The organism is Streptomyces virginiae (genome assembly GCF_040638905.1).
Taxonomy (GTDB): domain Bacteria; phylum Actinomycetota; class Actinomycetes; order Streptomycetales; family Streptomycetaceae; genus Streptomyces; species Streptomyces virginiae_B.
This window is the reverse complement of record NZ_JBEZYV010000020.1, coordinates 1-25,236: the sequence shown is the minus strand read 5'-3', so window position 1 is coordinate 25,236 and position 25,236 is coordinate 1. Positions and strand designations below refer to the sequence as shown.

General features: G+C 71.4%; 22 protein-coding genes and 2 tRNA genes. 21 read left to right on the top strand and 3 right to left on the bottom strand.

Translation table 11 applies throughout. The features are described from left to right. The 6 genes from AB0F82_RS24720 to galE form a co-directional block, all read left to right on the top strand. Positions 1-3,326: Rne/Rng family ribonuclease (locus AB0F82_RS24720; protein WP_362631330.1), on the top strand; the 3,326-nt coding region annotated here is incomplete at its 5' end. A gap of 275 nt (positions 3,327-3,601) precedes the next feature. Next, positions 3,602-3,922 carry a 50S ribosomal protein L21 gene (gene rplU / locus AB0F82_RS24715; RefSeq protein WP_015033583.1) on the top strand — a complete coding sequence of 107 codons (321 nt, stop codon included), beginning with the start codon at positions 3,602-3,604 and terminating at the stop codon, positions 3,920-3,922. Positions 3,923-3,935: 13 nt separating this feature from the next. After that, positions 3,936-4,190, top strand: coding sequence for a 50S ribosomal protein L27 (rpmA, locus tag AB0F82_RS24710; RefSeq protein ID WP_030027134.1), 255 nt, complete (start codon positions 3,936-3,938; stop codon positions 4,188-4,190). Between the two features lie 176 nt (positions 4,191-4,366). Continuing rightward, on the top strand, positions 4,367-5,812 hold the full coding sequence (gene obgE / locus AB0F82_RS24705) for a GTPase ObgE (protein WP_356810019.1): 1,446 nt from the start codon (positions 4,367-4,369) through the stop codon (positions 5,810-5,812). Positions 5,813-5,882: 70 nt separating this feature from the next. Next, positions 5,883-7,499 (top strand): glycosyltransferase family 2 protein, encoded by a 1,617-nt coding sequence (locus AB0F82_RS24700; protein WP_362631328.1) that lies wholly within the window; start codon positions 5,883-5,885, stop codon positions 7,497-7,499. 59 nt (positions 7,500-7,558) lie between these two features. After that, positions 7,559-8,572: a UDP-glucose 4-epimerase GalE gene (gene galE, locus AB0F82_RS24695; RefSeq protein WP_356810015.1), complete on the top strand. Its 1,014-nt coding sequence runs from the start codon at positions 7,559-7,561 to the stop codon at positions 8,570-8,572. Between the two features lie 86 nt (positions 8,573-8,658). On the opposite strand, the gene AB0F82_RS24690 is transcribed toward galE, so the two are convergent. Together AB0F82_RS24690 and AB0F82_RS24685 are read right to left on the bottom strand one after the other, a co-directional pair. Further along, complete coding sequence (locus tag AB0F82_RS24690; protein WP_362631326.1) at positions 8,659-9,807, bottom strand: glycosyltransferase; 1,149 nt, start codon at positions 9,805-9,807, stop codon at positions 8,659-8,661. Next, on the bottom strand, positions 9,804-12,683 hold the full coding sequence (locus tag AB0F82_RS24685; protein WP_362631324.1) for a bifunctional glycosyltransferase/CDP-glycerol:glycerophosphate glycerophosphotransferase: 2,880 nt from the start codon (positions 12,681-12,683) through the stop codon (positions 9,804-9,806). The genes AB0F82_RS24690 and AB0F82_RS24685 overlap by 4 nt, the downstream gene beginning before the upstream one ends. Before the next feature lie 178 nt (positions 12,684-12,861). On the opposite strand from AB0F82_RS24685, the gene AB0F82_RS24680 reads away from it, so the two are divergent. The 7 genes from AB0F82_RS24680 to AB0F82_RS24650 all read left to right on the top strand — a co-directional run bounded on the left by AB0F82_RS24680 (position 12,862) and on the right by AB0F82_RS24650 (position 19,374). Further along, positions 12,862-13,857: a glycosyltransferase family 2 protein gene (locus tag AB0F82_RS24680; protein ID WP_362631322.1), complete on the top strand. Its 996-nt coding sequence runs from the start codon at positions 12,862-12,864 to the stop codon at positions 13,855-13,857. Further along, complete coding sequence (locus tag AB0F82_RS24675; RefSeq protein ID WP_356813288.1) at positions 13,854-14,291, top strand: GtrA family protein; 438 nt, start codon at positions 13,854-13,856, stop codon at positions 14,289-14,291. The genes AB0F82_RS24680 and AB0F82_RS24675 overlap by 4 nt, the downstream gene beginning before the upstream one ends. Before the next feature lie 76 nt (positions 14,292-14,367). Further along, positions 14,368-15,495: a glutamate 5-kinase gene (proB, locus tag AB0F82_RS24670; protein ID WP_362631320.1), complete on the top strand. Its 1,128-nt coding sequence runs from the start codon at positions 14,368-14,370 to the stop codon at positions 15,493-15,495. A 104-nt stretch (positions 15,496-15,599) separates the two neighbouring features. Next, the gene (locus tag AB0F82_RS24665) at positions 15,600-16,001 is read left to right on the top strand and encodes a hypothetical protein (RefSeq protein WP_391699696.1); all 402 of its coding nucleotides are present in this window, start codon (positions 15,600-15,602) and stop codon (positions 15,999-16,001) included. A gap of 240 nt (positions 16,002-16,241) precedes the next feature. Beyond that, positions 16,242-17,525, top strand: coding sequence for a glutamate-5-semialdehyde dehydrogenase (locus tag AB0F82_RS24660; protein ID WP_362631317.1), 1,284 nt, complete (start codon positions 16,242-16,244; stop codon positions 17,523-17,525). Between the two features lie 77 nt (positions 17,526-17,602). After that, positions 17,603-18,169: a hypothetical protein gene (locus tag AB0F82_RS24655; RefSeq protein WP_356813291.1), complete on the top strand. Its 567-nt coding sequence runs from the start codon at positions 17,603-17,605 to the stop codon at positions 18,167-18,169. A 68-nt stretch (positions 18,170-18,237) separates the two neighbouring features. Further along, positions 18,238-19,374 carry a hypothetical protein gene (locus tag AB0F82_RS24650; protein ID WP_362631314.1) on the top strand — a complete coding sequence of 379 codons (1,137 nt, stop codon included), beginning with the start codon at positions 18,238-18,240 and terminating at the stop codon, positions 19,372-19,374. On the opposite strand, the gene AB0F82_RS24645 is transcribed toward AB0F82_RS24650, so the two are convergent. Then, a complete protein-coding gene (locus AB0F82_RS24645) occupies positions 19,358-20,440 on the bottom strand; it encodes a M48 family metallopeptidase (RefSeq protein WP_362631312.1) in 1,083 nt (360 codons plus the stop codon). The genes AB0F82_RS24650 and AB0F82_RS24645 overlap by 17 nt on opposite strands. A gap of 139 nt (positions 20,441-20,579) precedes the next feature. Between AB0F82_RS24645 and AB0F82_RS24640 the strand changes: the two genes are divergently transcribed. From AB0F82_RS24640 to AB0F82_RS24605, 8 genes are all read left to right on the top strand, one after another. Continuing rightward, on the top strand, positions 20,580-20,747 hold the full coding sequence (locus tag AB0F82_RS24640) for a hypothetical protein (RefSeq protein WP_037631388.1): 168 nt from the start codon (positions 20,580-20,582) through the stop codon (positions 20,745-20,747). 36 nt (positions 20,748-20,783) lie between these two features. Continuing rightward, positions 20,784-21,401 carry a nicotinate-nucleotide adenylyltransferase gene (nadD, locus tag AB0F82_RS24635; RefSeq protein ID WP_356813294.1) on the top strand — a complete coding sequence of 206 codons (618 nt, stop codon included), beginning with the start codon at positions 20,784-20,786 and terminating at the stop codon, positions 21,399-21,401. Positions 21,402-21,425: 24 nt separating this feature from the next. Further along, on the top strand, positions 21,426-23,120 hold the full coding sequence (locus AB0F82_RS24630; protein ID WP_362631310.1) for an LCP family protein: 1,695 nt from the start codon (positions 21,426-21,428) through the stop codon (positions 23,118-23,120). Between the two features lie 119 nt (positions 23,121-23,239). After that, on the top strand, positions 23,240-23,686 hold the full coding sequence (rsfS, locus tag AB0F82_RS24625; protein ID WP_356813296.1) for a ribosome silencing factor: 447 nt from the start codon (positions 23,240-23,242) through the stop codon (positions 23,684-23,686). Next, positions 23,683-24,348, top strand: coding sequence for a histidine phosphatase family protein (locus tag AB0F82_RS24620; RefSeq protein WP_362631449.1), 666 nt, complete (start codon positions 23,683-23,685; stop codon positions 24,346-24,348). The genes rsfS and AB0F82_RS24620 overlap by 4 nt, the downstream gene beginning before the upstream one ends. Positions 24,349-24,471: 123 nt before the next feature. After that, positions 24,472-24,544 (top strand) — tRNA-Ala (locus tag AB0F82_RS24615). A 203-nt stretch (positions 24,545-24,747) separates the two neighbouring features. After that, positions 24,748-24,921 (top strand): hypothetical protein, encoded by a 174-nt coding sequence (locus tag AB0F82_RS24610; protein ID WP_157854762.1) that lies wholly within the window; start codon positions 24,748-24,750, stop codon positions 24,919-24,921. A gap of 131 nt (positions 24,922-25,052) precedes the next feature. Continuing rightward, a tRNA-Ala gene (locus AB0F82_RS24605) sits at positions 25,053-25,125 on the top strand. Positions 25,126-25,236: the final 111 nt, after the last annotated feature.

Here is a 25,236-nt window from a genome sequence, read left to right as displayed (position 1 = left end):
GTGCCCGTCGTCGTGCCACCCGCGCCGTCGCCGCTCCGGCCGCCGAGACCCCGGCCGCCGAGGCCGTCGCCGAGCCCGCCCCCGCCGCCGTGGAGGAGGCCCCCAAGGCCGCCGCCCGCGCCGTGACCGTCGCCGACGCCGTGGACGCCCCGAAGCGCGGCCGCCGCCGCGCCACCCGTTCCACGACCGCGGCCGCCGCCGCGCAGCAGCCCGCCGCCGAGCCCGAGGCCGCCGAGGCGCCCGCCGCGCCGGCCCGTGGCCGCCGTGCGGTGCGTCCCGCCGTGGCCGTCTTCCAGGCGCCGGTCTTCACCGAGCCGATGTTCCAGACCCCCGAGACCGCCGCCATGGCCGCCGCGGCCGCCGCCGCGAGCGAGGCTGAGGAGGTCGAGGAGGAAGAGGAGGCCGAGGCCGCCGCTCCGGTCGAGCCGGCGCAGCCCGCCGGCCGTCGCCGTCGCCGTGGCCGTGGCTCCGCCGAGACCGCGCCGGTCTCGCTGCCCGAGGTGCTCGCCGAGGAGGAGCCGGAGGCCGAGGCCGCCGAGCTCGAAGACGAGTCCGCCGAGGCCGCGGACTTCGAGGAGGGCGACGAGTCGGGCGAGCGCCCCTCGCGCCGCCGCCGCCGCGGTGGCCGTCGCCGCCGTCGCGGTGAGGCCGCCGACCTCGACGAGTCCGCCGAGGAGGAGGCCGAGGCCGCCGAGCAGGAGGCCGAGACCGATGACGAGGGCGCCGAGGGCGCCGAGTACGACGAGGGCGAGGAGGCCCTTGGCTCCGCCTCCAGCCGCCGTCGCCGCCGCCGTCGTCGCCGTAGCGGCGACACGGGTGCCGAGGTCGCCGAAGCGGGCGACGAGGACGGTGTGCGCACCGTCGTCAAGGTCCGCGAGCCGCGCCCGGCGCGCGAGAAGGCCGAGCCGTCCGACGAGGTCCAGTCCATCAAGGGCTCGACCCGCTTGGAGGCGAAGAAGCAGCGCCGCCGCGAGGGCCGCGAGCAGGGCCGCCGCCGCGTCCCGATCATCACCGAGGCCGAGTTCCTGGCCCGCCGTGAGGCCGTCGAGCGCGTCATGGTCGTCCGCCAGTCCGGCGAGCGCACCCAGATCGGCGTCCTCGAGGACAACGTGCTCGTCGAGCACTACGTCAACAAGGAAGAGGCCACCTCGTACGTCGGCAACGTCTACCTGGGCAAGGTCCAGAACGTGCTGCCGTCGATGGAGGCCGCGTTCATCGACATCGGCAAGGGCCGCAACGCCGTCCTGTACGCCGGTGAGGTCAACTTCGAGGCGCTCGGCATGGCCAACGGGCCGCGCCGCATCGAGTCCGCCCTCAAGTCCGGCCAGTCGGTCCTGGTGCAGGTCACCAAGGACCCGATCGGCCACAAGGGCGCCCGCCTGACCAGCCAGGTCTCGCTGCCCGGCCGCTACCTGGTCTACGTGCCCGAGGGCTCGATGACCGGCATCAGCCGCAAGCTGCCCGACACCGAGCGCGCGCGTCTGAAGACCATCCTCAAGAAGATCGTTCCCGAGGACGCGGGCGTCATCGTGCGCACCGCCGCCGAGGGTGCGAGCGAGGACGAGCTGCGCCGCGACGTCGAGCGCCTGCAGGCCCAGTGGGAGGACATCCAGAAGAAGTCGAAGCAGATCACGACCTCTTCGCCGTCCCTGCTGTACGGCGAGCCGGACATGACCGTCCGTGTCGTGCGCGACATCTTCAACGAGGACTTCTCGAAGGTCATCGTCAGCGGCGACGGCGCCTGGGAGACCATCCACGGCTACGTCTCGCACGTGGCCCCGGACCTGGCCGACCGGCTCCAGCGCTGGACCTCCGAGGTCGACGTCTTCGCGACGTACCGGATCGACGAGCAGCTCGCCAAGGCGCTCGACCGCAAGGTGTGGCTGCCCTCGGGCGGCTCGCTTGTGATCGACAAGACCGAGGCGATGATCGTCATCGACGTCAACACCGGCAAGTTCACCGGTCAGGGCGGCAACCTCGAGGAGACCGTCACCAGGAACAACCTGGAGGCGGCCGAGGAGATCGTGCGCCAGCTGCGGCTGCGCGACCTCGGCGGCATCGTCGTCATCGACTTCATCGACATGGTCCTGGAGTCCAACCGCGATCTGGTCCTGCGGCGCATGCTGGAGTGCCTGGGCCGTGACCGTACGAAGCACCAGGTCGCCGAGGTCACCTCGCTGGGCCTGGTCCAGATGACCCGCAAGCGGGTCGGCCAGGGTCTGCTGGAGTCCTTCTCCGAGACCTGCGTCCACTGCAACGGCCGCGGTGTCATCGTCCACATGGAGACGCCGGCCGCGCTCGGCGGCGGTGGCAACGGCAAGCGCTCGAAGCGCCGTGGCGGCCGCGCCGAGTTCGACCAGCACGACCACGAGATCGAGACCGTCGAGGCCGTCGAGACCCCGGAGGCCGAGGCCTTCGAGTCCGAGGCCGAGGTCGCCGCCGAGCTCGCCGCGCCGAAGGCGCTGCCCGAGCCGGAGTTCGCCGCGGGCGAGGAGCTCTACGGCTCCGCGGCCGAGGCGGAGGCCGCGGCGGGTCTGAGCGGGCGCCGCAACCGGCGCCGTGCCACCCGCAAGGCGACCGCTCCCGCGGGTGCCCCGCGGCGTGAGGCCGCTCCGGCCCCGGCCCCCGTGGCCGAGGTCGTCGCCGAGCCGGTGACCGAGCCGGCCGACACGGTCCTGGAGCCGGTCGCCGAGGTCGTCAACGAGGCCGTGGAGGCCGCGGAGTCGGTCGAGGCCGTCCCGGTCGCCCCGGTCGAGGAGGCCGCGCCGAGGGGCCGTACCCGTCGCCGTGCGACCCGTAAGGCCACCGCGCCGGCGCCCGCCGCCGAGTCGGCCCCGGAGCCGGCCGTCGCAGCGGAGCCGGAGCCGGCCCCCGAGCCGGTCGTCGTCCCGGAGCCCGAGCCCGTCGTCGAGCCCGAGTCGGCCCCTGCGGCCGAGGAGGCCCCGGCGGTGGAGGCCGCGCCGGCCCGTCCGCGCCGTCGTGCCACCCGTAAGGCCACCGCACCCGCCGGTTCCCCGGCAGGCGCGGCAGAGGCCGCCGTGGTGGTCGTCGAGGCCCCGGTGACCGAGCCGGCCGCACCGGCCGAGGAGGCCGCCCCGGCTGAGGAGCCGGAGGCCGCCCCGGCCAAGAAGGCCGCCAAGAAGGCTCCGGCCAAGAAGGCGACCGCGGCGAAGAAGGCCCCGGCCAAGAAGGCGGCGGCCGCCAAGAAGACCGTGGCCAAGAAGGCGGCCACGACCAAGAAGACCGCGACGAAGCGGGCGACGAAGAAGACCGCGGCGGCGGAGCAGCAGGCTGCCCCGTCCGTCTCGGCTCCGGCCGAAGCCTGATCCGTCCCGTGACCGTGGGCCCCGCCGAGCGGCGGGGCCCACGGCCGTGCGGAGCCCGGTTTGACCCTCCGGAACCGGCCCCGTAACCTAGACCGTCGGCGTGTCCTGTACGAATCCGTTCAGCGCGCGTCGAGTTCCTGAGCACCTTCCTCCGGCTTCCGGCGCGCAAGCGCTGTGCGGGAGAGGCCGCTCGTCCATTCCGGATCAGCGTGGGCCCCGGCCCGCCTGAGCGGCTGGCTTCAGGAGCATCCGTCCCGAGTGAGAGAGAGATCCGCGTGTACGCCATCGTGCGCAGCGGTGGTCGCCAGCACAAGGTTGCTGTCGGCGACATCGTTGAGGTTGACAAGATTTCCACTGCCAAGGTTGGCGACACGGTCGAGCTCTCGACCCTGCTCGTTGTCGACGGCGACGCCGTGACCAGCGACCCGTGGGTCCTGGCGGGCATCAAGGTCACGGCTGAGGTCGTGGACCACCACAAGGGCGCCAAGATCGACATCCTGCGCTACAAGAACAAGACCGGCTACCGCCGTCGCCAGGGTCACCGCCAGCAGTACACGGCGATCAAGGTCACCGGTATCCCCGCGGCTGCGAAGTAAGAGGGACTGAGACATGGCACACAAGAAGGGCGCATCGTCCACCCGGAACGGGCGCGACTCCAATGCCCAGCGGCTCGGCGTGAAGCGCTTCGGCGGTCAGGTCGTCTCCGCCGGCGAGATCCTCGTCCGCCAGCGCGGCACCCACTTCCACCCGGGCTCGGGTGTCGGTCGTGGTGGCGACGACACGCTGTTCGCGCTGCAGGCCGGTGCCGTGCAGTTCGGCACGCACCGTGGCCGCAAGGTCGTCAACATCGTTCCGGCCGCCTGATCCAGCTTCGGCTGATCGAGCGTTCGTAACTTCCCGAGGGCGGATCTCAGCTCTTCCCGGCTCAGGCCGGGAAGAGAGGTCCGCCCTCGGCGCGTTGTCACATAGACACGTTTAATGGGCAGCAAGGCCTGCCACCGGATTTTCCGGACGATCCCGCTGTATCTGGAGGAACAACCATGACCACCTTCGTGGACCGCGTCGAGCTGCACGTCGCCGCGGGTAACGGGGGCCACGGCTGCGCCTCCGTTCACCGGGAGAAGTTCAAGCCGCTCGGCGGCCCCGACGGCGGCAACGGCGGCCGTGGCGGCGACGTCATCCTGGTGGTGGAGCAGGCGATCACCACCCTGCTGGACTACCACCACAGCCCCCACCGCAAGGCCACCAACGGCAAGCCCGGCGAGGGCGGCAACCGTTCCGGCAAGGACGGCCAGGACCTGATCCTGCCCGTGCCGGACGGCACCGTCGTCTTGGACAAGGCCGGCAACGTCCTCGCCGACCTCGTCGGCCAGGGCACCACCTACGTGGCCGCCGAGGGCGGCCGCGGCGGCCTCGGCAACGCGGCGCTGGCCTCGGCCCGCCGCAAGGCGCCCGGCTTCGCGCTCCTCGGCGTCCCCGGCACCACCGGCGACATCGTCCTGGAGCTCAAGACCGTGGCCGACGTGGCACTGGTCGGCTTCCCGAGCGCCGGCAAGTCCTCGCTGATCTCGGTGCTCTCCTCCGCCAAGCCGAAGATCGCGGACTACCCCTTCACCACCCTCGTCCCGAACCTGGGCGTCGTCACCGCCGGCTCCACCGTCTACACGATCGCCGACGTCCCCGGCCTGATCCCCGGCGCCAGCCAGGGCCGTGGCCTGGGCCTGGAGTTCCTGCGCCACGTCGAGCGCTGCTCGGTGCTGGTGCACGTCCTGGACACGGCCACCCTGGAGACCGACCGCGACCCGATCGCCGACCTCGACGTCATCGAGGAGGAGCTCAAGCTCTACGGCGGCGGCCTGGAGAAGCGCCCGCGCCTCGTCGTCCTGAACAAGGTCGACATCCCGGACGGCCAGGAGCTCGCCGACATGGTGCGCCCCGACCTGGAGGCCCGCGGCTACAAGGTCTTCGAGGTCTCCGCGGTCGCCCGTACGGGCCTGAAGGAGCTCTCCTACTTCCTCGCCGAGGTCATCGCCAAGGCCCGTGCCCGCAAGCCGAAGGAGGAGGCGACCCGTATTGTCATCCGTCCGAAGGCCGTGGACGACGCCGGCTTCACCGTCGCCTACGACGAGGCCGAGGACGTGTACGTGGTGCGCGGCGAGAAGCCGGAACGCTGGGTCCGCCAGACCGACTTCAACAACGACGAGGCCGTCGGCTACCTGGCCGACCGCCTCAACCGCCTCGGTGTCGAGGAGGCGCTGAAGAAGGCCGGCGCCCGCGCCGGCGACGGCGTGGCGATCGGCTCCGACGACAACGCGGTCGTCTTCGACTGGGAGCCGACCGTGATGGCCGGCGCCGAGATGCTGGGCCGCCGCGGCGAGGACCACCGTCTGGACGCCCCGCGTCCGGCCACCACCCGCCGCAAGGACAAGGAAGCCCAGCGCGGGGACTCGGCGCAGAAGGAATACGACGAATTCCGGCCGTTCTAGTCCACTCCCGAGGGACCGGGCCCCGGAGGGTTTGAAGGCGCCTTTATCTCGGTCGCCTAGGATCCTCCGGGTGAACAGCAGCAAACTCCCCACTGTTTCCGTCGTGGTGATCGCGTACAACGACGCCGGGCTCGTGGGCGAGGCCGTCTCCTCGGCCCTCGCCCAGGGCCCGGTGGTCACCGAGGTCATCGCTGTGAACGACGCCTCGTCCGACGGCACCGCGCGGGTGCTGGACGAACTGGCCTCGGTCCACCCCCGCCTCAAGGTCGTGCACCGGACGGAGAACAGCGGCGGGTGCGGTACCCCGCGCAACGACGGGATCGCCGTGGCGTCCGGCCGGTACGTGCTCTTCCTCGACAGCGACGACATCCTGCCACCGGGCGCGGCGGACGCCCTGGTGCGCACCGCCGAGGAGCACCGCGCCCCGGTCACCGTCGGCGCGGCCGTGCGGCGCGAGCTGCCCCAGCACCACGACGTGCCGTGGATGCCCGGCCTCTACACCCCCGGCGACGTCATCGAGCGCCCGGCGGACCGGCCCGAGCTCGTCCGCGACACCCTCTGCGTCAACAAGCTCTACGAGCGCGCCTTCCTTCAGGAGCACGGCCTGCGCTTCCCCGACGGGCGGTTCGTCTACGAGGACTTCGCCTTCACGGCCCGCGTCCTCGCCGCTGCCCCCCGCATCGCCGTCACCGGCGACCTCGTCTACGTGTGGCACGTGCGCCGCAGCGCCGCCCAGGTGTCGATCTCCCTGGACCGCAAGGACGTCGGGAACTGGCGTTCGCGCATCGCGGCCCACCGCACGGCCGCCCGGACCCTCGCCGCGGCCTCCCCGGTCCTGGGCAGCGCCTGCCACGTGAAGTTCCTCGAGTACGACCTGCGCATGTACCTGCGCGAGCTCGGCAGCGATCCCGACTACCGGGCCGCCTGGTGGACCCTCACCCGCGAGTACCTCGACACCTTCGCCGAGGCGGACGTCGAGGCCGCCGCGGCCCACGCCCGCTGGATCGTCCGGGTGCTGCGTGCGACCGCGACGCCGCCCGCCGACATCGAGCGGCTGACCCGGCTGGCCGCCGAACCGCCGCGCCTGCTGCCCCCGTACGCGGTCGGCGCCTCCGGCGAGCCGGTGTGGAGCGAGGAGCTCCCCGTCGAGCTGGACGGCCTGCCGGCCCTGCCGGTCGAGGAGCTGCCCCTCACCGTCGACGCCGAGCCGGCCGGCCGCGGCGCCGTCAGGATCCGCGTGCACGACCTCTACGGGCGCCTCGCCGAGGCCGGTCCGCAGACCGCGCGCCTGAGCTTCATGCCCCGCGCGGGCGGCGAGCCGGTCCTCGCGCGCCCCGTCGAACTGCTGCCCGACCGGGCCGGCGGCTGGCTGGCCGTACTGCCCTTCCGCCTGGCCGATCTGGCCGTCACCGGACGCCGCCAGGGACTGCGCAGGATGCAGGCCTGGAACGTCGGGGTGGGCGTGCAGTGTGCCGACGGGAGCTCGGTGTTCACCTCCCTGCGCCCCCAGGGCCGGCTGCTCCGCCGTCGGGCCCTGCCCAGCAGCCGGTACGGTGTTCTGCTGGCGCAGCCCTACCGGACGGGGGCCGGAGCCCTCGCGCTGCGCCTCGCGCCGGGCGCCGAGGGAGCCCTGTACCTCGTGCGCAACCGCATCCACCGGGCCCGGGCGGCCCGGGGGGCGGGCTGAACCCGATGCGCCCCGCTGCGCTTTCCCCACCGAAGTCGGACAGGACCAAGGAGATACCCATGACGTTTCTGATCACCGGTGGCGCCGGTTACATCGGCGCGCACGTCGTCCGCGCGATGGTGCTCGCGGGGGAGAAGGTCGTCGTCCTCGACGACCTCTCCACGGGCAACGAGGACCGTGTCCCGGAGGGCGTCCCGCTGGTGGTCGGCTCGGTCCTGGACCGGCTGGTGCTGGAGAAGACCATCCGCGAGCACAAGATCACGGGCGTGGTGCACCTGGCGGGCAAGAAGCAGGTCGGCGAGTCCGTCGAGAAGCCGCTGTACTACTACCATGAGAACGTGCAGGGTCTCACGGTCCTGCTCCAGGCCGTGGCCGACGCGGGCGTGCGCAACTTCCTCTTCTCCTCCTCCGCCTCCGTGTACGGCATGCCCGACGTGGACCTGGTCACGGAGGACACCCCGTGCGCGCCGCTGAGCCCGTACGGCGAGACCAAGCTGGCCGGCGAGTGGCTGGTCCGCGCCGCGGGCAAGGCGCACGGCATCTCCACCGCCTGCCTGCGCTACTTCAACGTGGCGGGCGCCGCGTCCCCGGAGCTCGCGGACACCGGCGTCTTCAACCTGGTCCCGATGGTCTTCGAGCGGTACGACGCCGGCCAGGGCGCCAAGATCTTCGGTGACGACTACCCGACACCGGACGGCACCTGCATCCGCGACTACATCCACGTCGAGGACCTGGCGGAGGCCCACGTGGCGGCCGCCCGCAAGCTGGCCGAGTGGGCCGCGGCCGAGGACTACAAGGACCTCACCGTCAACATCGGGCGCGGCGAGGGCGTCTCGGTCGCCGAGATGGTCGAGCTGCTGAACAAGGGCACCGGGCACGACTACGCCCCGGTCGTCAGCCCGCGCCGCCCCGGCGACCCGGCGAAGGTCGTGGCCTCCGCCGACAAGATCAACACCGTGCTGGGCTGGAAGGCCCGCCACGACGTCCGCGAGATGGTCACCTCCGCCTGGGCGGGCTGGGAGGCCAACAAGGTGGCCCGCAAGGACGCGCACCGCGACGTCCACAAGGCCTGACGGGCACCCCCGGTCACATGAGAGAGCCGCCCGCCCCGGACACCTCCGGGGCGGGCGGCTCCGTCATGCCGCGGGCGGTCGTGCCGTCAGCGCTCCAGGAAGGAGAACAGCTCCTCCCACCGGTCGGTGATCTCGGCGCTGGAGTAGCGCTTCACCGCGTGGAAGGCGTTGTCGCCGAGCCGGTCGCGCAGCTCGCCGTCGGACATCAGCACGTGCAGGTGTCCGGCGAGTTCCATCGTGTTGCCCAGCCGGGCGAGCAGCCCGTCCTCGCCGTGCTCGACGATCTCCCGCACGCCCGGCGCGCAGTCGAAGGCGGCCACCGGCACGCCCGCCGCCATCGCCTCCAGCAGCGTGATCGGGAAGCCCTCGGCGCGCGAGGCCTGTGCGAAGACCGAGGCGCCGCGCAGCGCGCCCAGCACGTCGTCGGTGCTGCCCATCCACTCGACGGAGTCGTCGATCCCCAGGCTGGTGCAGTGCGCCCGCAGGGCCGCCTCCTCCGAGCCCGCGCCGTAGATCCGCAGGACCCAGTCGGGGTGGTGCGGCACCGCGTCCGCCCAGGCGTCGAGCAGCAGGTCGACGCCCTTCTCGAAGGCGAGGCGGCCGACGCTGGCCACGACCTTTGAGGTGCGCGGAGCAGGGGTGTCGGGCATGAAGGGGATCGGGTTGGGCATGCTGGCGACGTTCTCCATGCCCGCCCGGATCCACAGGTCCGCGTCCTCGGCGGTCAGCACCAGCAGCCGGTCGACCTCCCGGTAGTACCGGCGGACCCGCTCGCCGCGGGTCGACTTCTGGCTGGCTTCGAACGACTCGTGGCTCATGCCGACGACGGACAGCCCCTTGGTGTCGGCGAGCGCCACCCACTCCATCGCCCAGACCTGGGTGACGATGACGACCCCGCCGGGACGGGCTCCGCGCAGCAACTCGCTCAGCTGGTCGGCCTTGACCCGCATCTGCGCCCGCCGGGCCGCCTGGCGGCGGCGCTCGGGGGCGTTCAGCCGGCCCTTGATGCCGCGCAGCCGGCGCGCCGCCGGCGGGTGGGCCCCGTAGAGCGTGGTCATCTCGTACGGCAGGTCCTGCGGCAGCTTGTGCCGGATCTCCTCGGCGACGGGGGCGATGCCGACGATGTGCACCCGGTGGCCGCGTTCGCTGAACAGCCGGGCCATCTGGTGCGACCAGGTGGTCACGCCGCCGATCTCGTCGACGCTGTTGGAGACGATGAAGATGTCCCGGCTCACTTGCCGCTCCCGGTGAAGAACTTCTCGACGATCTGGCGGGCCGCGTCCCCGCGGTCGTACTCGCCGAACTCGGTGAGGAAACGCTGCCGCGCCTCCGCGTACTTGGCGTCCGCCTCCTCGAAGGCCGCCAGCGCCTGCAGGAGTTCGTCCGCGGTGGCCACCACCGGGCCCGGGGCCTTCTCCTTGAGGTCGAAGTACGTGCCGCGGATGTCGGTGGCGTACTTCTCGTAGTCGTACGCGAAGAACACCATCGGCCGGTCCAGGACCGCGTAGTCGAACATCACGGACGAGTAGTCGGTGATCAGCCCGTCGGCGAGGGCCAGCAGCGGGGTGATGTCGTGGTGCCGGGAGACGTCGACGACCCGGCCGGCCACCGACGGCGGCAGCGAGACGCTGTTGAGGTAGTGGGTCCGCACCAGCAGCGTGAAGCGGTCGCCGAGCCGGTCCGCGAACTCCTCCACGTCGAAGGGGAAGGTGAAGCCCTCCACCGCGCCGTCCGCGCCCGCCCGGAAGGTCGGCGCGTACAGCAGCACCTTCTTGTCCGGGTCGATGCCGAGCTCGGCGGCGAGGGCGCCGCGGACCCGCTCGCCGCTGTCCGCCTCGGCCCGGTGGGCCTCGACGAGGGCGTCGTTGCGCGGGTAGCCCGTGCGCAGCAGTACCTCGTCGCGCAGCCGGAAGCCCTTGGCGAGGGTGCGGGCGTCGTGCTCGGAGCGGATCAGGAAGTGGTCGAAACGGTCGACGGCCGCCTGGAAGCGGGCCTGGCCGGCCCGCCCCTGCGCCTTCGTGCGGGGCTCGTGGAAGCCCATCCGCTTGAGCGCGGAGCCGTGCCAGGTCTGGATGTACGTGGTGCCGGGGCGCTTGGCCAGGGCGAGCGGGAAGCCCTGGTTGTCGACCCAGTACTCGGCCTGGGCCAGGGCGCGCAGGTACTGCCAGCTCCACCGCTTGACCAGGGTGGCCTCCTTCGGGAAGCCGGTGGGCCTGGCGCCCGCGTAGGACCAGATCGCCTCGAACGGCACGCCCTGGCGGACCATCTCCTCGTAGATGGCCTTGGGGCTGTCGCTGTACTGCTTGCCCATGTGGCTCTCGAAGACGACCGTGCCCTTCTTGACGGGCAGCTTCGAGAAGACCTCGTGGTAGATCTTCACCTTCTGCTCGCCGGAGCCCATGTTCCGGCGGGCCCGCAGGGCCTTGCGCAGACCCCGCTTGACCACGCCGGCCGCCTTGCCCTGTATGGCGTTGTTGATCAGCGACTGGGTGCGGACGGCGGCGGCGCCCTCCGCGGTCAGGACGTAGGAGAGGTTGCCCTTCTTGGTCATCTCCGCGGTGAAGCGGTCGGAGACCAGGCGGGTCAGCCGCGGCCGGACGCGCAGCCGGGCCGCCGAGTCCAGGTCGAGGCCGCCGACCGAGACGCGGGTGATGATCCGCTCGCCCCCGGCGGTCAGCTTGAGGCGGACGTCCCAGACGGCGTCGATGATGCCGAGGGGGCGCACGGTGCCGCCGATGTCGGCGGTGGTGCGCCACTCGATCGTGTCACCGGCGTGGCGCACGGTTGCCACCGGGAAGCTGAAGGAGCGCACGCCGACCTGCCGGCGGGCCCGCAGCTCCAGCGTGGCCTTCAGCTCCGCGTCGGCGTCGATGCGGCCCAGCGGGTTCACGACGGTGCCGGACAGCGTGACGGTGCCGCGGCCGTCGTCCTCGTAGGAGGTGAGGCGGTTGCCCAGGGTGAGGGACGGCAGCGGGGTGGTGTGGAAACCCTGCTCGGTGACGTCCAGTATCCGGCGGGCCTCGGCGGCGTCGGGGCCGTCGATGTGCTGCGCGCACCAGTAGACGCGGCCGTCGCGCTCGGCGAGCGGGGAGGTCAGCCGACCCTTGTTGATCATGGCGTCGGCGGCCGGGAGCAGGTTGTCCCAGTCCTCCTTGCCCAGCAGGTACGCGCAGATCGCCTGGAGGTGGGTGACGTGCTCGTACGCCTCCGGGTCGATGCCGGCGAGGTAGCCGTTGGCGAGGCCCGCGAACTCCTGGCGGTACTCGTCGCTCAGCAGCGGCAGGTCGCGCAGGTGCAGGACCAGGTCGTGCTTGAGGAACTTGGCGTCCTTCGCGGACTTGATGTCCGTGTGGCCCTTGGCCGCCAGCAGCTCGTCGACGCGCCGGTGGATCTCCATCCGGTGGACGAAGTTGGCGATCTCGTGGCGCCGGTTGCTGATCGACTTGGCCGCGGCCTTCTCGACCACGTTCCAGAAGTACACGTGGTTGGGGATCAGCGTGATGCGCCGGGCCGCCACGTACGCCTGTGCGGAGAACAGCAGGTCCTCGTAGTGGATGCCGACCGGGAACTCCAGGCCCTGCTCCAGCAGGAACGCGCGCCGGTAGCACTTGTTCGTGGAGAGGGTGTCGTAGACCAGCAGGTCCGGGAACTCGGTGATCGACTCCAGCGTGCGCGTGCGCGAGTAGATCCACGGGTACCACTCGGTGGTCTTGCCCCACCGGTTGTCGAGGTGCACGCGTACGCACATGCCCGAGACCAGGTCGGAGCCGGTCCGCTCGGCGGCGGCCAGCATGTTCCGGCAGGCGTTGCGCTCCAGCACGTCGTCGCTGTCGAGGAACATCACGTACGTACCCGTGGCCTGCTGGATGCCGTGGTTGCGCGGCGCACCGCAGCCGCCGCTGTTCTGCGGAAGCTGGAAGGCGCGCACCCTCCCCGGATGCGCCGACTCGAGTTCTTGGGCGACCGCGAAGGAGCGGTCCTGGCTGCAGTCGTCGACGATCACGACCTCGACACCCTGGAGTGTCTGGTCGAGAACCGACTGGACTGCTGTCGACAGACGCTCTGCGTCGTTGTAGACGATGACGACCACGGAGACGTCGGGCACGTGCACCTCGATCCCTTCGTTTCGTTCCGCTCATTCCGCTTATCCCGTCAAAGCTACCGTGTGCCGCCCTCGGCTCAGGCAGGGCGACTCTCGGTGGTTCCTCGCCGTGCATACTTCTAAGGAAGAGGTGAGAGGCGGGTCCGGTCGCCGACAATCACCCGTTCGGATCCAGCAGGAAGTGTTCATGACCAAGCTGTCCGTAGTTGTCCCTTGCTACAACGAAGAAGCCGTCATCGACAGCTTCGACGTCGAGATCCGCAGGGTCCTGGACGCCCTGCCCGTCGAGTACGAGGTCTGCTACGTCGACGACGGCAGCCGTGACGGCACTCTCGGCAAGCTCCGGAAGATCGCCGCTGAACACGGTGAACAGACCCGCTACGTCTCCTTCAGCCGCAACTTCGGCAAGGAGGCCGGCATGCTGGCCGGCCTGCGCGAGGCCACCGGCGACGCCGTAGTGATCATGGACGCCGACCTCCAGCACCCGCCGGAGCTCATCGCGACCATGCTGGAGCACTACCGGCAGGGCCACGACCAGATCATCGCCCGCCGCACCCGCGAGGGCGACAAGAAGGTGCGCTCCGCGCTCAGCCGCCTCTACTACCGGGGCGTCAACCGCTGGGTCGACGTGGAGCTGACCGACGGCGTCGGCGACTTCCGGATGCTGTCGCGTCCGGCCGTGGACGCGCTGCTGGCCCTGCCGGAGTACAACCGCTTCTCCAAGGGCCTGTTCTCCTGGATCGGCTTCGACACCGTCCACTTCGACTACCGCAACGCGCAGCGCGAGGCCGGCGAGACCAAGTGGAAGTTCGGCGCCCTGCTGAACTACGGCATGGACGGCCTGATCTCCTTCAACAACCGGCCGCTGCGGATCGGCATCTGGTTCGGCGTGTCGCTGGTCGCGCTGACCGGCCTCTACGCGTTGTGGATCACCGCCATGGCGATCACCAACGGCGTGGACTCACCGGGCTACGTCACCCTTGTGGCCATCATCACGGGCCTGGGCGGCGTACAGCTGATCATGCTGGGCCTCGTCGGCGAGTACATCGGCCGCATCTACTACGAGACCAAGCGCCGGCCGCACTTCCTGGTGAAGGAGTCGCACGGCTCCGAACCCCTCCCGAGGACCGCGGGCACCACCCCGGCGGCGGAGCCGACGATCGTGGAGCGCAGCACCCGATGAGCCGCCGGGAACAGCTCGGCCAGGTATTCCGCTTCGCCCTGGTGGGCGGGGTCAACACCGGCACCTTCTTCGGCATCTACCTCCTCCTGCACCCCTGGATGCCGTACTTCGCCGCCTACTCGCTCGCCTTCGTGCTGGCGATGGTCGGCTCGTTCTTCATGAACACCTATTTCACCTACCGCACCCGGCCGACCTGGAAGAAGTTCCTCCTCTTCCCGCTGACGAACGTGACCAACTACGTCATCCAGTCCGCCGGCCTCTACGCCTTGGTGACCTGGACCGGGATGGACACCCGGATCGCCCCGCTGGTCGCGGCGGTCGTGGCCATCCCGTTCACCTTCCTGCTCTCCCGCAAGATCCTCGTCCCCGGCGGCCGCCGGGCCGCCGAGTTGGAGGAGAGCCAGGGGCAGGCCAGGACCTCGTCCACGGTCTGAAACCCCCGAGCGGCCCCCGCCGGCCACCCCGTAGATTGAGGTGGCAGGCATTGACGGCAAGGGGCAAGGGGAAAACGTGTCAGCGGCTAGGCAAGGTGTCGTGGACGCCCGCAGGATCGTGGTCAAGGTCGGCTCCTCCTCCCTGACCACGGCGGCCGGCGGGCTCGACGCCGACCGGGTGGACGCGCTCGTCGACGTCCTGGCCAAGGCCCGCAGCGGCGGTGAGAAGGAGATCGTCCTTGTCTCCAGCGGAGCCATCGCCGCCGGGCTCTCCCCGCTCGGCCTGCGCCGCCGGCCCAAGGACCTGGCCCGCCAGCAGGCCGCCGCCAGCGTCGGACAGGGCCTCCTCGTCGCCCGCTACACCGCCTCCTTCGCGCGGTACGGCCTGCGCGTCGGCCAGGTGCTGCTCACCACCGACGACACCAGCCGGCGCGCCCACTACCGCAACGCGTACCGGACCCTGGACCAGCTGCTGGCCATGGGCGCCCTCCCCGTCGTCAACGAGAACGACACCGTCGCCACGGACGAGATCCGCTTCGGCGACAACGACCGGCTCGCCGCCCTCGTCGCCCACCTCGTCCGCGCGGACCTCCTCGTCCTGCTCTCCGACGTCGACGGCCTCTACGACGGCGACCCGTCCCAGCCCGGCACCACCCGCATCGAGGAGGTCCGCGGGCCCGAGGACATCGCGCACGTCTCCATCGGCAGCGCCGGCAAGGCGGGCGTGGGCACCGGCGGCATGGTCACCAAGGTCGAGGCGGCACGGATTGCGGCAGCCGCCGGCGTCCCGGTGGTGCTCACCTCCGCGAGCCAGGCCGCCGACGCCCTGGCCGGACGGGGGACCGGCACGCTCTTCCACGCCACCGGACGCCGTAGCGCGGACCGGCTGCTCTGGCTCCAGCACGCCTCCACCCCGCAGGGCCACCTCGTCCTGGACGAGGGCGCCGTCCGAGCGGTCACCGAGCGGGGCAGCTCGCTGCTGCCCGCCGGCATCGCGGCGGTCGAGGGCGACTTCGTCGCGGGCGACCCGGTGGAGCTGCGAGCGGCGGACGGCCGCGCCGTCGCCCGGGGTCTGGTCAACTTCGACGCCAAGGAGCTCCCGCAGCTGCTCGGCCGCTCCACTCGCGAGCTCGCGCGGGAACTCGGACCCGCGTACGAGCGGGAGGTCGTCCACCGTGACGATCTGGTCCTGCTCCAGGGCTGAGGTTCGGCAAAACCGCAGCGCGGCCGCCCGGGGACTGGTCAACTGTGAAGGGCAGAGCAGGCGGACACGCGTAGCGAGACAGGAGGCGGCTGGTGAGACGAGCGCTGACCAGCGTCGGTACGGGGGACGGTGACGGCGGCGGGTACGAGCAGGACCAGGACCAGGCCTCGCGCCTGTGGCACGTGACCCTGAGCGTCTCCGGCAAGCCGGCCCCGCTCTCCGAGGTGCGGCGGGGGCTGGAGCAACTGGCACACGACCACCCGTTCCTGCTGACCAGCCGGTACGCCGACGACCACGCGGAGATCCGGTACTGGGAAGAGGCCCGCGACCTCCACGACGCGGCGGCCGTCGCGCTGCGCCTGTGGGGCGAGCACCGCTCCTCGGCACAGCTGCCGCCCTGGGAGATCGTCGGCCTGGAGGTCATCGACCGGGCCACCTACCACCTGCGCGTGGCGGAGGGCTACGGCCCACCCCCGGCCCACCCGGTGGGCGTACACCCGTACTGATCGATGTACCGGAAGCCCCGGCTCCTCCACCCCCTCCGGCGTTCGAGGCGCAGGGCTCCGGGGCGGAGCCCCCGGCTCCTTCCGCCCCTCCGGCGTTCGAGGAGCGGGGCCGGGCAGAGCCCGGGAAACGGAGAAAGGGCGGGGCGGGGGAGAGGCTCCGCGCAGCGGCAGCCACGGGCCCCGTCTCGCGGGATGGAAGCCCCACCGAAGACGCGTCCCCGGCGCACTACCCTGGTCGGCATGACCTCGCTCGACGACGCCACCGTCACCTCGCCCGTCCTCGCCACGGCGCACCGCGCCCGGACCGCCGCCGCGGCCATCGCCCCACTCCCGCGGTCCGCCAAGGACGCGGCCCTCCTGGCGATCGCGGACGCGCTGGAGGCCCGCACCGCCGAGATCATCACGGCCAACGCCGTGGACACGGACAAGGCGCGCGCCGCCGGCACCAGCGAGACCGTCATCGACCGCCTCACCCTGACCCGGGAGCGGGTCGCCGCCATCGCCTCCGACGTCCGCGACGTCGCCGCCCTCCCCGACCCCGTCGGCGAGGTCGTCCGCGGCAACACCCTCCCCAACGGCATCGACATCCGCCAGATCCGGGTCCCCCTCGGCGTCGTCGGCATCATCTACGAGGCCCGCCCCAACGTCACCGTCGACGCGGCCGCCCTCTGCCTCAAGTCCGGCAACGCCGTCCTCCTGCGCGGCAGCTCCTCCGCCTACGCCTCCAACACCGCGCTCGTCGCCATCCTCCGCGACGCCGCCCTGAGCGCCGGCCTGCCCGCCGACGCGATCCAGCTCGTCCCCGGCGAGTCCCGCGACTCCGTCCGCGAGCTGATGCGAGCCCGAGGCCTCGTCGACGTGCTCATCCCGCGCGGCGGTGCCTCCCTCATCAAGACCGTGGTCGAGGAGTCCACCGTCCCGGTCATCGAGACCGGTACCGGCAACTGCCACGTCTACGTCGACGCCCAGGCCGACCTCGACATGGCCGTGGACATCCTCATCAACTCCAAGGCCCAGCGGCCCTCCGTCTGCAACGCCGCCGAGACCCTCCTCGTCCACCGTGACATCGCCGGCGCCTTCCTGCCGCGCGCCCTCGACGCGCTCGCCGATGCCGGCGTCACCGTCCACGGCGACGAGGCCGTCCTCGCCGCCGCCGAGGGCACCAAGGCCACCGCCCTGCCCGCCACGGACGAGGACTGGGCCGCCGAGTACCTCTCCTACGACATCGCCGCGGCGGTCGTGGACTCCCTCGACGGCGCCGTCACCCACATCCGCCGCTGGACCTCCGGGCACACCGAGGCGATCGTCACCACCTCGCAGGCCGCCGCCCGCCGCTTCACCCAGCTGGTCGACTCCACCACCGTCGCCGTAAATGCATCCACCCGGTTCACCGACGGTGGTCAGTTCGGCTTCGGCGCCGAGATCGGCATCTCCACGCAGAAGCTGCACGCCCGGGGCCCGATGGGGCTTCCGGAGCTAACCTCCACCAAGTACATCGTCACCGGCGACGGTCACGTTCGGTAGTCGAAGTGCCCACCGGGTGTGGCGGGAATCGGGCGGACACCCTGCCCAAAGGCTCTCCTCAGGTCTAGTCTGTTCCCGTGCCGGACGACGTGGGGGGCAAGCCGTTCCCGGACGACGGGGAGCCCGACGACGACCGCGGAGGCGCGGAAGAGGACTTCGCCTCCGTGGTGTTCGACGAGGACTTCGTCCGGAACGCCGAGATCCATGAACCGAGCGCCGCCGAGCGCCAGCGGGCGGCCGACCGGGCGCGCGCGGAGGCGGAAGCCGCCCGGGCCGTCGCGGGCGGCTGGACGGGCGACGACGACCACGACGGCTACGGCTACGGCCGTTCCGACGGGTACGACGCCGACGAGTACGGCTGGGACCACGGCGGCGACCACGAGCGGGGCCACGGCCACCCCGACGGTCCGTACGGGGCCTACGGCGGCAGCCTGCGCCCCTACCGGGGCCGCGCCCCGTGGCTGCGCCCGGTCGCCTGGGTGCTTGCCTTCGTGATGGGCCTCGGCATGGTCGCGCTCGCCTTCAGTGCCGTCTACCGCAGTGCCTCGGGCGAAGCGGACCCCGCTCCGGCGCCCGCCAGCACCCCCAGGCGTGAAGTCACCGGCGTCGGCGCGTTTACGTACCCCTCAGTACGCCAACCCTGAAGGTACGACCCCGCTCGCGTTCGCCGGAGCTGGGGGCTTCTCTGAAGCGGGGACAGCGGGGAGAAGCGATGGCCGTACCAGGAGACCCACCCAACGGCACCCCCGACGGCACCGCCGGGGGCGACGACGAATTCCGGTCGGACGAGTACGGATCGGTGGTGTTCGACGAGGACTTCGTCCGGGCTGCCCGGCTCCAGGAGTACTCCGCCCAGGAACGCATGGGCGAGCACGCCCGGGCCGTCCGCAGCCGGTCCATGTGGTCGGGCTCCGCGCCCCGGAGCAGCACCCCCGGCCGCGCCGCCCGGCAGGGCATGCTGCTCGTGCTCCTCATCGCCACGGCCTTCTCCGTCGCCGTCTACATGGGCCTGCGCAACCCCTACGTGCCCCCGCCCGGGGGGCCCGCCCAGCCGCTCACCAGCACCGTGGTCCCGCTCGCGCCGACCACCGCCGTGCCCGGCGGGCTGCCGCCCGAGCTGTTCGCGCAGAGCCCCGCCGCCGACTACCGGGTCGGGGCGGCCGGGATCAGCCTGCCCGCCGTGCGCCGCACGCACCACTTCACCGATGTCCAGGTCGTCACCGCGCTGTCCATCGCCAAGGACTACCTGGTGCAGTCCTCGCTGGACCCCGACGTGCTGGCCGGGTCCGCCGTCCGGCCCGTGCGCGTCCTGCTCGACCCCGACCAGCTGGAGCAGTTCGACCGCAGCATGACCTCGCCCGCCGGCGACGGCCGGCACGCCGCCACCGGCTGGCTGGTCCGCTTCGACCCGGCAGCCGCCGTCATGGCCGACCCCCGGGTCCGGGTGAGCGGCAGTTTCACCTACGAGGAGGTGGCCCAGGACGTGCTGGAGGTCACGACCGATCACACCTTCGTGTACGCGGTACGGCCGGCCACCGGAGCCCCGGCCGCGGCCGACGGCGCGTCGCTCTTCACCGTCCGGCGCGAGCTGCGGCTGCGCTTCGACCGCGACGACCTGAGCGCCCGGCGGCTGGAGCTGGCATCGGCCTACGTGATGGCCGGGCCGCAGGACTGCTCCGCCGACCCGGCCGGAGGCTTCCGCCCGCTCCTGGCCGGGGCCGGCCCCACCACCGTGGGGCCGGCCGCGAGCGACCCGTACGCCGGCGGCCACCCGAGGCGCACGGCCGGGCTGTGCGGCGTACTGGCTCCCGCGGCGACTCCTGGCGCCCCGGTCAGCCCTGTTCCGTAGCCCCGCCCTTGCCTCCGGAGCCGGTGTCCGCGCCGGCGCCGGTTCCGGCGCCGGTGAACTTGTCACGCAGCCTGCCGCCCATGTCGGCCGCGCCGCCCGCGATGTCGCCCACCAGCTTGAACAGCGGGTCCTTGCTGGTGCGCACCGAATCGGCGTAGTGCGCGGCCGACTCCCGGAAGGAGTCCGAGACCGAGGCGTCCTTGTCCTCCTCGCGGCGCGGGTAGTGGCCGTCCATGATCCGCTGGTGGTCCCGGCTCTCCGACCACTTCTTCAGCTCGGCCGCCCGGACCGTGGTGAAGGGGTGCGTGCGCGGCAGCATGTTGAGGATCTTCAGCACGGAATCCCGCAGGTCGCCGCCCTTCTCGTACTCGTCGGCCTGCTCCAGGAAGGCATCCACGTTCATCTCGTGCAGGTGGTTGCCGCCCGCCAGCTTCATCAGGCCGCGCATGGAGGCCGTCACGTCCTGCCCCACCAGCAGCCCCGCCCGGTCGGCCGAGAGCTCCGACTTGCGGAACCACTCCCGCAGCGCGGTCACCAGCGTCATGACCGCCACATTGCCCAGCGGGATCCACGCGACCTTCAGCGCCAGGTTCGTCAGGAACAGCAGGATCGTGCGGTACACCGAGTGCCCCGACAGCGCGTGGCCCACTTCGTGGCCGACCACCGCCCGCATCTCCTCCTCGTCGAGCAGCTCGACGAGGCTCGTGGTCACCACGATGATCGGCTCGTCCAGCCCGATGCACATGGCGTTGGGCCGCGGGTCCTGCTGCACGTACATCTGCGGGACCTTCTCCAGGTCCAGGATGTAACAGGCGTCGCGGAGCATCGCGTACAGGTGCGGGAACTGCGTCTCGCCCACCCGCACCGAGTCCGACAGGAACAGCAGGCGCAGGCTCCGCTCCGGGAGGAGCCCGCTCAGGGCCTTGAAGACCGTGTCGAAGCCGCTCAGCCTGCGCAGCGCCACCAGGGCCGAGCGGTCCGCGGGATGCTCGTACGCACGCGAGGAGATGCCGGGGAACCTCCTGCGGTCCCGCGCCGGCGTCTTCTCGAATCCCGTCTCAGTCATTGCGCCCTCCCCTGATTGACCTGCTCCACCATGCGTCTATCCTCTCCAACGCCTGAGTCGGCGCGAGCGTGCCCCGGGCGCCCGCATACGATGTGAGCGAAGTCTCCGACAGCTCCCCGACTCGATAGGTACCTGCCTGATGAGCCTCTCCTCCACCGCCCACAACCTGGTCGTCCTCGCCTCGGAGGGGGCCGAACAGCACGGCGGCAACCACGACAGCCTCAACCCGTACCTGACCGGCGGCGCCGCCTTCGTGATCCTCATGCTGATGCTCTGGGTCACCACGCGCCTGAACCGCGACCGCTAGCCGGCCCGGTCCGCCGGGCCAGTAGGCTCTGCGCTCATGGGAGAGCAGGAGATGCCTACCGGTCCGGTCAAGCGCCGGCTCGGCGTGATGGGCGGGACATTCGACCCGATCCACCACGGACACTTGGTGGCCGCCAGCGAGGTGGCCGCCCTTTTCCACCTCGACGAGGTGGTGTTCGTGCCGACCGGTGAGCCGTGGCAGAAGTCCCAGCGGGCCGTCTCGCCCGCCGAGGACCGCTACCTTATGACGGTCATCGCCACGGCCTCGAACCCGCAGTTCTCGGTGAGCCGCATCGACATCGACCGCGGCGGGCCGACGTACACGATCGACACCCTGCGGGACCTGAAGGCGCTGAACGACGACGCCGACCTGTTCTTCATCACAGGTGCCGACGCGCTCGCGCAGATCCTGACCTGGCGGAACGCCGACGAGCTCTTCTCGCTCTCCCATTTCATCGGAGTCACCCGGCCGGGCCACGTGCTCTCCGACGACGGGCTGCCCGAGGGCGGGGTCTCCCTGGTCGAGGTGCCCGCGCTGGCGATCTCGTCGACGGACTGCCGCGCGCGGGTCGCCCAGGGGGATCCCGTCTGGTACCTGGTGCCGGACGGCGTGGTGCGCTACATCGACAAGCGTGAGCTGTACCGGGGAGCCTGAGCTTCCGGAGAGAGGGGCCCCGCGGTGAACGACCGACAGGATCCGTACGACCCGTATGCCGCGCACGAGCAGCAGCTCATTGGCTACGACGCGTACGGGCGGCCGGTGTACGGCCAGGCGCCCGCGCAGCCCGCCGCCCCCCAGTACGAGCAGCAGGGCTACGGCTACGACTACCAGGGCTACGGCCAGCAGCAGCCGCAGCAGTACTATCCGCAGCAGCCCGCGCCCCAGGACTACGGGCAGCAGGAGTACACCCAGGCCCCCTCCTACGGGTACGACGCCCAGCAGGCCGGGCCCCAGGCCCCGCAGCAGACCCAGCAGCAGGCCCAGCAGTGGATCCCGCAGCAGGCGGCGCCCGAGCCCCCGGCCGCCGAGCGGCCCCAAGCCCCGGCGGAGCGGCCGGTCGCCCAGGTCCCCGAGCCGCGTCGGCCCGAGGGCGGCTCCGAGGCGGGCCGGGACTACCGCACCGAGATGTTCGCCTTCATCGACCAGCCGGACGAGGACTCCGAGGACGTCATCGACTGGCTCAAGTTCACCGAGAGCCGCACCGAACGCCGCGAGGAGGCCCGCCGCCGCGGCCGCAACCGGGTCGTCGCGCTGATCGTCGTCCTGGCGTTGTTCGTCGTCGGAGGCGCCGGCTACCTCTGGTACCAGGGCAAGCTGCCCTTCCTCGGCGGTCCCGGCGGCGAGAAGACCGCCACCACCGCGGACGCCGCGGCGCAGAAGCGCGACATGATCGTCGTGCACCTGCACAACACCAAGAAGGGCGGCACCTCCTCGGCGCTGCTCGTCGACAACGTCACCACCAAGCAGGGCGCCACCGTCCTGCTGCCCAACGCCCTCGCCGTTACCGGCCAGGACGGCACCGCAAAGGGCCTCGGCAAGGCGGTCGAAGAGGGCGGCCTCGGCACCCGCGAGGCCCTCGACTCCGTGCTCGGCACCCACATCGGCGGCACCTGGCGCCTGGACACCCCCTTCCTGGAGAACCTGGTCGAGCTGGTCGGCGGCATCGAGGTCGACACCGACACCGCGGTCCCGGCCGACGACGCCGCCAAGACCCCGGCCGTGGCCCAGGGCCAGAAGCAGAGCCTGAGCGGCCCGATGGCCGTCGCGTACGCCACGTACCGCGCGCAGGGCGAACCGGAGGCCAAGCAGCTGGAGCGCACGGGCAAGGTGCTCCACGCGGTCCTGCGCAAGGTCCCCAGCGACCCGAAGGCCGCGGCCGTCACGGTCGAGAGCATCGGCCAGATCCTCGATCCCGCGCTCAACGCGCAGACCCTCGGAGCCCTGCTGTCCAAGCTCGGCGCGCACGCCAAGGCGGGCGCCTACCGCACCGACCTCATCGCGGTGAAGCCGGACGGGACGCTCACGGACGAGGCCAACAGGAAGGTCGTCAAGGAGGTGCTCGGCGGTTCCGCCGACGCGGCGCAGCCCGGCGCCATCCCGCGCGTCGGCCTGAAGGACGCCACCGGCGACGACAAGACGCAGGTCGCCGCGAAGGCGGCGCTGATGAACGGCGGCTACACCTTCGTGGACGGCGGCAAGGCCGACAAGACGGCGGCCGCCTCGCAGATCACCTATCAGGACGACGCCCAGCGCGACCGCGCGATCGAGGTGGCCAAGACGCTGGGGCTGCCCGAGACGGTCGTGAAGAAGGCCGAGAACATCGTGAACGCCGAGGTCGTGGTGATCCTCGGGAAGGACTACAAGGCGTCCTGACCGGGCCGCGGTCCGGCCGGGAGGGGCGCTCGCGCCCGTGCGGAACGCTACGCGCGGGCGCCGTCGGCGGTACATGAGACCCTTGTAAGGATCTGCCCGCCAACCCGAAAGCATGGCCAGTGACCGCCACGGACCGCTCCATCGAACTCATCACCACCGCTGCCCAGGCCGCGGCCGACCGGCTCGCGCACGACATCATCGCGTACGACGTCAGCGACGTGCTGTCGATCACCGACGCCTTCCTGCTCGCCTCGGCGCCCAACGACCGCCAGGTCAAGTCGATCGTCGACGAGATCGAGGAGCGCCTGCAGAAGGAGCTCGGCGCCAAGCCGGTGCGCCGCGAGGGCGACCGCGACGCCCGCTGGATCCTGCTCGACTACGTCGACATCGTCGTCCACGTCCAGCACAGCGAGGAGCGGGTCTTCTACGCGCTGGAGCGCCTGTGGAAGGACTGCCCCGAGATCGAGCTCCCCGAGGACGCGAAGCTCACCCTCGGCAAGGCCGAGGAGCACGCCAAGCTGCGCGAGGCGGCGGGCGACGAGGACCTGGACGGTGATCTGTTCTGAGCGCGACGCACGCGGCCGAGCCGGCCAGATCCAACAGGAAGATCGTCCTCTGGCGGCACGGCCAGACCTCCTGGAACCTGGAGCGGCGCTTCCAGGGCTCCACGGACATCGAGCTGACCGAGGCGGGGCTGGCGCAGGCGCGCCGCTCCGCGCGGCTGCTCGCCTCGCTGAAGCCGGACGCCATCGTCGCCTCGGACCTGCGGCGCGCCGCGGACACGGCGGCCGAGCTGGCCGCCGTCACGGGGCTGCCGGTGACGCACACCGAGGCGCTGCGCGAGACGTACGCCGGTGAGTGGCAGGGCCTGACGCACGAGGAGATCCTCGGCAAGTACGGCGAGCAGTACGCGGCGTGGAAGCGCGGCGAACCGGTTCGCCGCGGCGGCGGTGAGCTGGAGACCGAGGTCGCCGACCGCGCGGCGCCCGTGGTGCTGGAGCACGCCGACGGGCTGACGCAGAACGGCACGCTCGTCGTGGTCAGCCACGGCGGCACCATCCGTACGACGATCGGGCGCCTGCTGGGTCTGGAGCCGTACCACTGGGAGGGCCTGGGCGGGCTCTCCAACTGCTGCTGGTCCGTCCTCGGCGAGGGCGCCCGCGGCTGGCGTCTGCTGGAGCACAACGCCGGCACGCTGCCGGAACCGGTGCTCGGCGACGACGACTGAGCGGCTCCCTGCCGCTTCCCACCGGGGCTCCGACCCGGATTTCACTTTCCGGCTGGTCACAGGCTAGAGTTCTTCTTGTTCGCAGCGAAGAACACCGGAGACGGGGGAAGCGCAGCGGAGAGCGGGGCTATAGCTCAGTTGGTAGAGCGCCTGCATGGCATGCAGGAGGTCAGGAGTTCAATTCTCCTTAGCTCCACAATCAGGATCCCGTCCCCAAGTGGGGGCGGGATCCTTGTTTTTGTACCCTTTGCGTTTGCTGACCTGGCCCGCACCGGCGTGGCAGAATCGGACAGCCGGAGGGGGAGTCGACGGCCCGACGCGGGAGGGAGTCGCGAACGGATGGGTGCACACCGGCGCCGGTGCGACTGGTGCAACAACGGGACGCCGATCGTGCGGGACATGGACCCGGTCAACCCCGACTACCAGTATTGGTGCGAGGAATGCGCGCGGGCGCTGATCATAAAAGGCGACCCGATCGAGACGTACCGGGAGCTGGAAGGGGAGCCGATCTACGGTCGGCTGCTCGATGAGCACTGCACGCTCAAGCGCTTCTACCAGTTCGCAAGAGCGTGACAGAGTATTGCAAAACGGACATGGCCCTTGGTTGGTGGAAACCGATTTTTGGACCAGGGCCATGGCCGTGTAATGTTTGGGACGTCGCCGAGGGGAACCGGCAAGGGAAACCGAAGCGGCAAGCAGGGCAAGGGGCTATAGCTCAGTTGGTAGAGCGCCTGCATGGCATGCAGGAGGTCAGGAGTTCAATTCTCCTTAGCTCCACAGTGAAGAAGCGGGCCGTCGTTCGCGGTGTCCCACCACGTGACCGTGCCGGAAAGCTCGCCGCCGGCGTCGGTCCCGCCGTTGCCCTTGTCGTCACCGCCGCAAGCCGTC

Bases quoted from the DNA above. Each gene is read 5' to 3' on its own strand.
- rpmA (WP_030027134.1), top strand. From the start codon at position 3,936: ATGGCACACAAGAAGGGCGCATCGTCCACCCGGAACGGGCGCGACTCC.
- obgE (WP_356810019.1), top strand. From the start codon at position 4,367: ATGACCACCTTCGTGGACCGCGTCGAGCTGCACGTCGCCGCGGGTAAC.
- galE (WP_356810015.1), top strand. From the start codon at position 7,559: ATGACGTTTCTGATCACCGGTGGCGCCGGTTACATCGGCGCGCACGTC.
- AB0F82_RS24680 (WP_362631322.1), top strand. From the start codon at position 12,862: ATGACCAAGCTGTCCGTAGTTGTCCCTTGCTACAACGAAGAAGCCGTC.
- AB0F82_RS24675 (WP_356813288.1), top strand. From the start codon at position 13,854: ATGAGCCGCCGGGAACAGCTCGGCCAGGTATTCCGCTTCGCCCTGGTG.
- AB0F82_RS24660 (WP_362631317.1), top strand. From the start codon at position 16,242: ATGACCTCGCTCGACGACGCCACCGTCACCTCGCCCGTCCTCGCCACG.
- AB0F82_RS24650 (WP_362631314.1), top strand. From the start codon at position 18,238: ATGGCCGTACCAGGAGACCCACCCAACGGCACCCCCGACGGCACCGCC.
- AB0F82_RS24645 (WP_362631312.1), bottom strand. From the start codon at position 20,440: ATGACTGAGACGGGATTCGAGAAGACGCCGGCGCGGGACCGCAGGAGG.
- AB0F82_RS24640 (WP_037631388.1), top strand. From the start codon at position 20,580: ATGAGCCTCTCCTCCACCGCCCACAACCTGGTCGTCCTCGCCTCGGAG.
- nadD (WP_356813294.1), top strand. From the start codon at position 20,784: ATGGGAGAGCAGGAGATGCCTACCGGTCCGGTCAAGCGCCGGCTCGGC.
- AB0F82_RS24610 (WP_157854762.1), top strand. From the start codon at position 24,748: ATGGACCCGGTCAACCCCGACTACCAGTATTGGTGCGAGGAATGCGCG.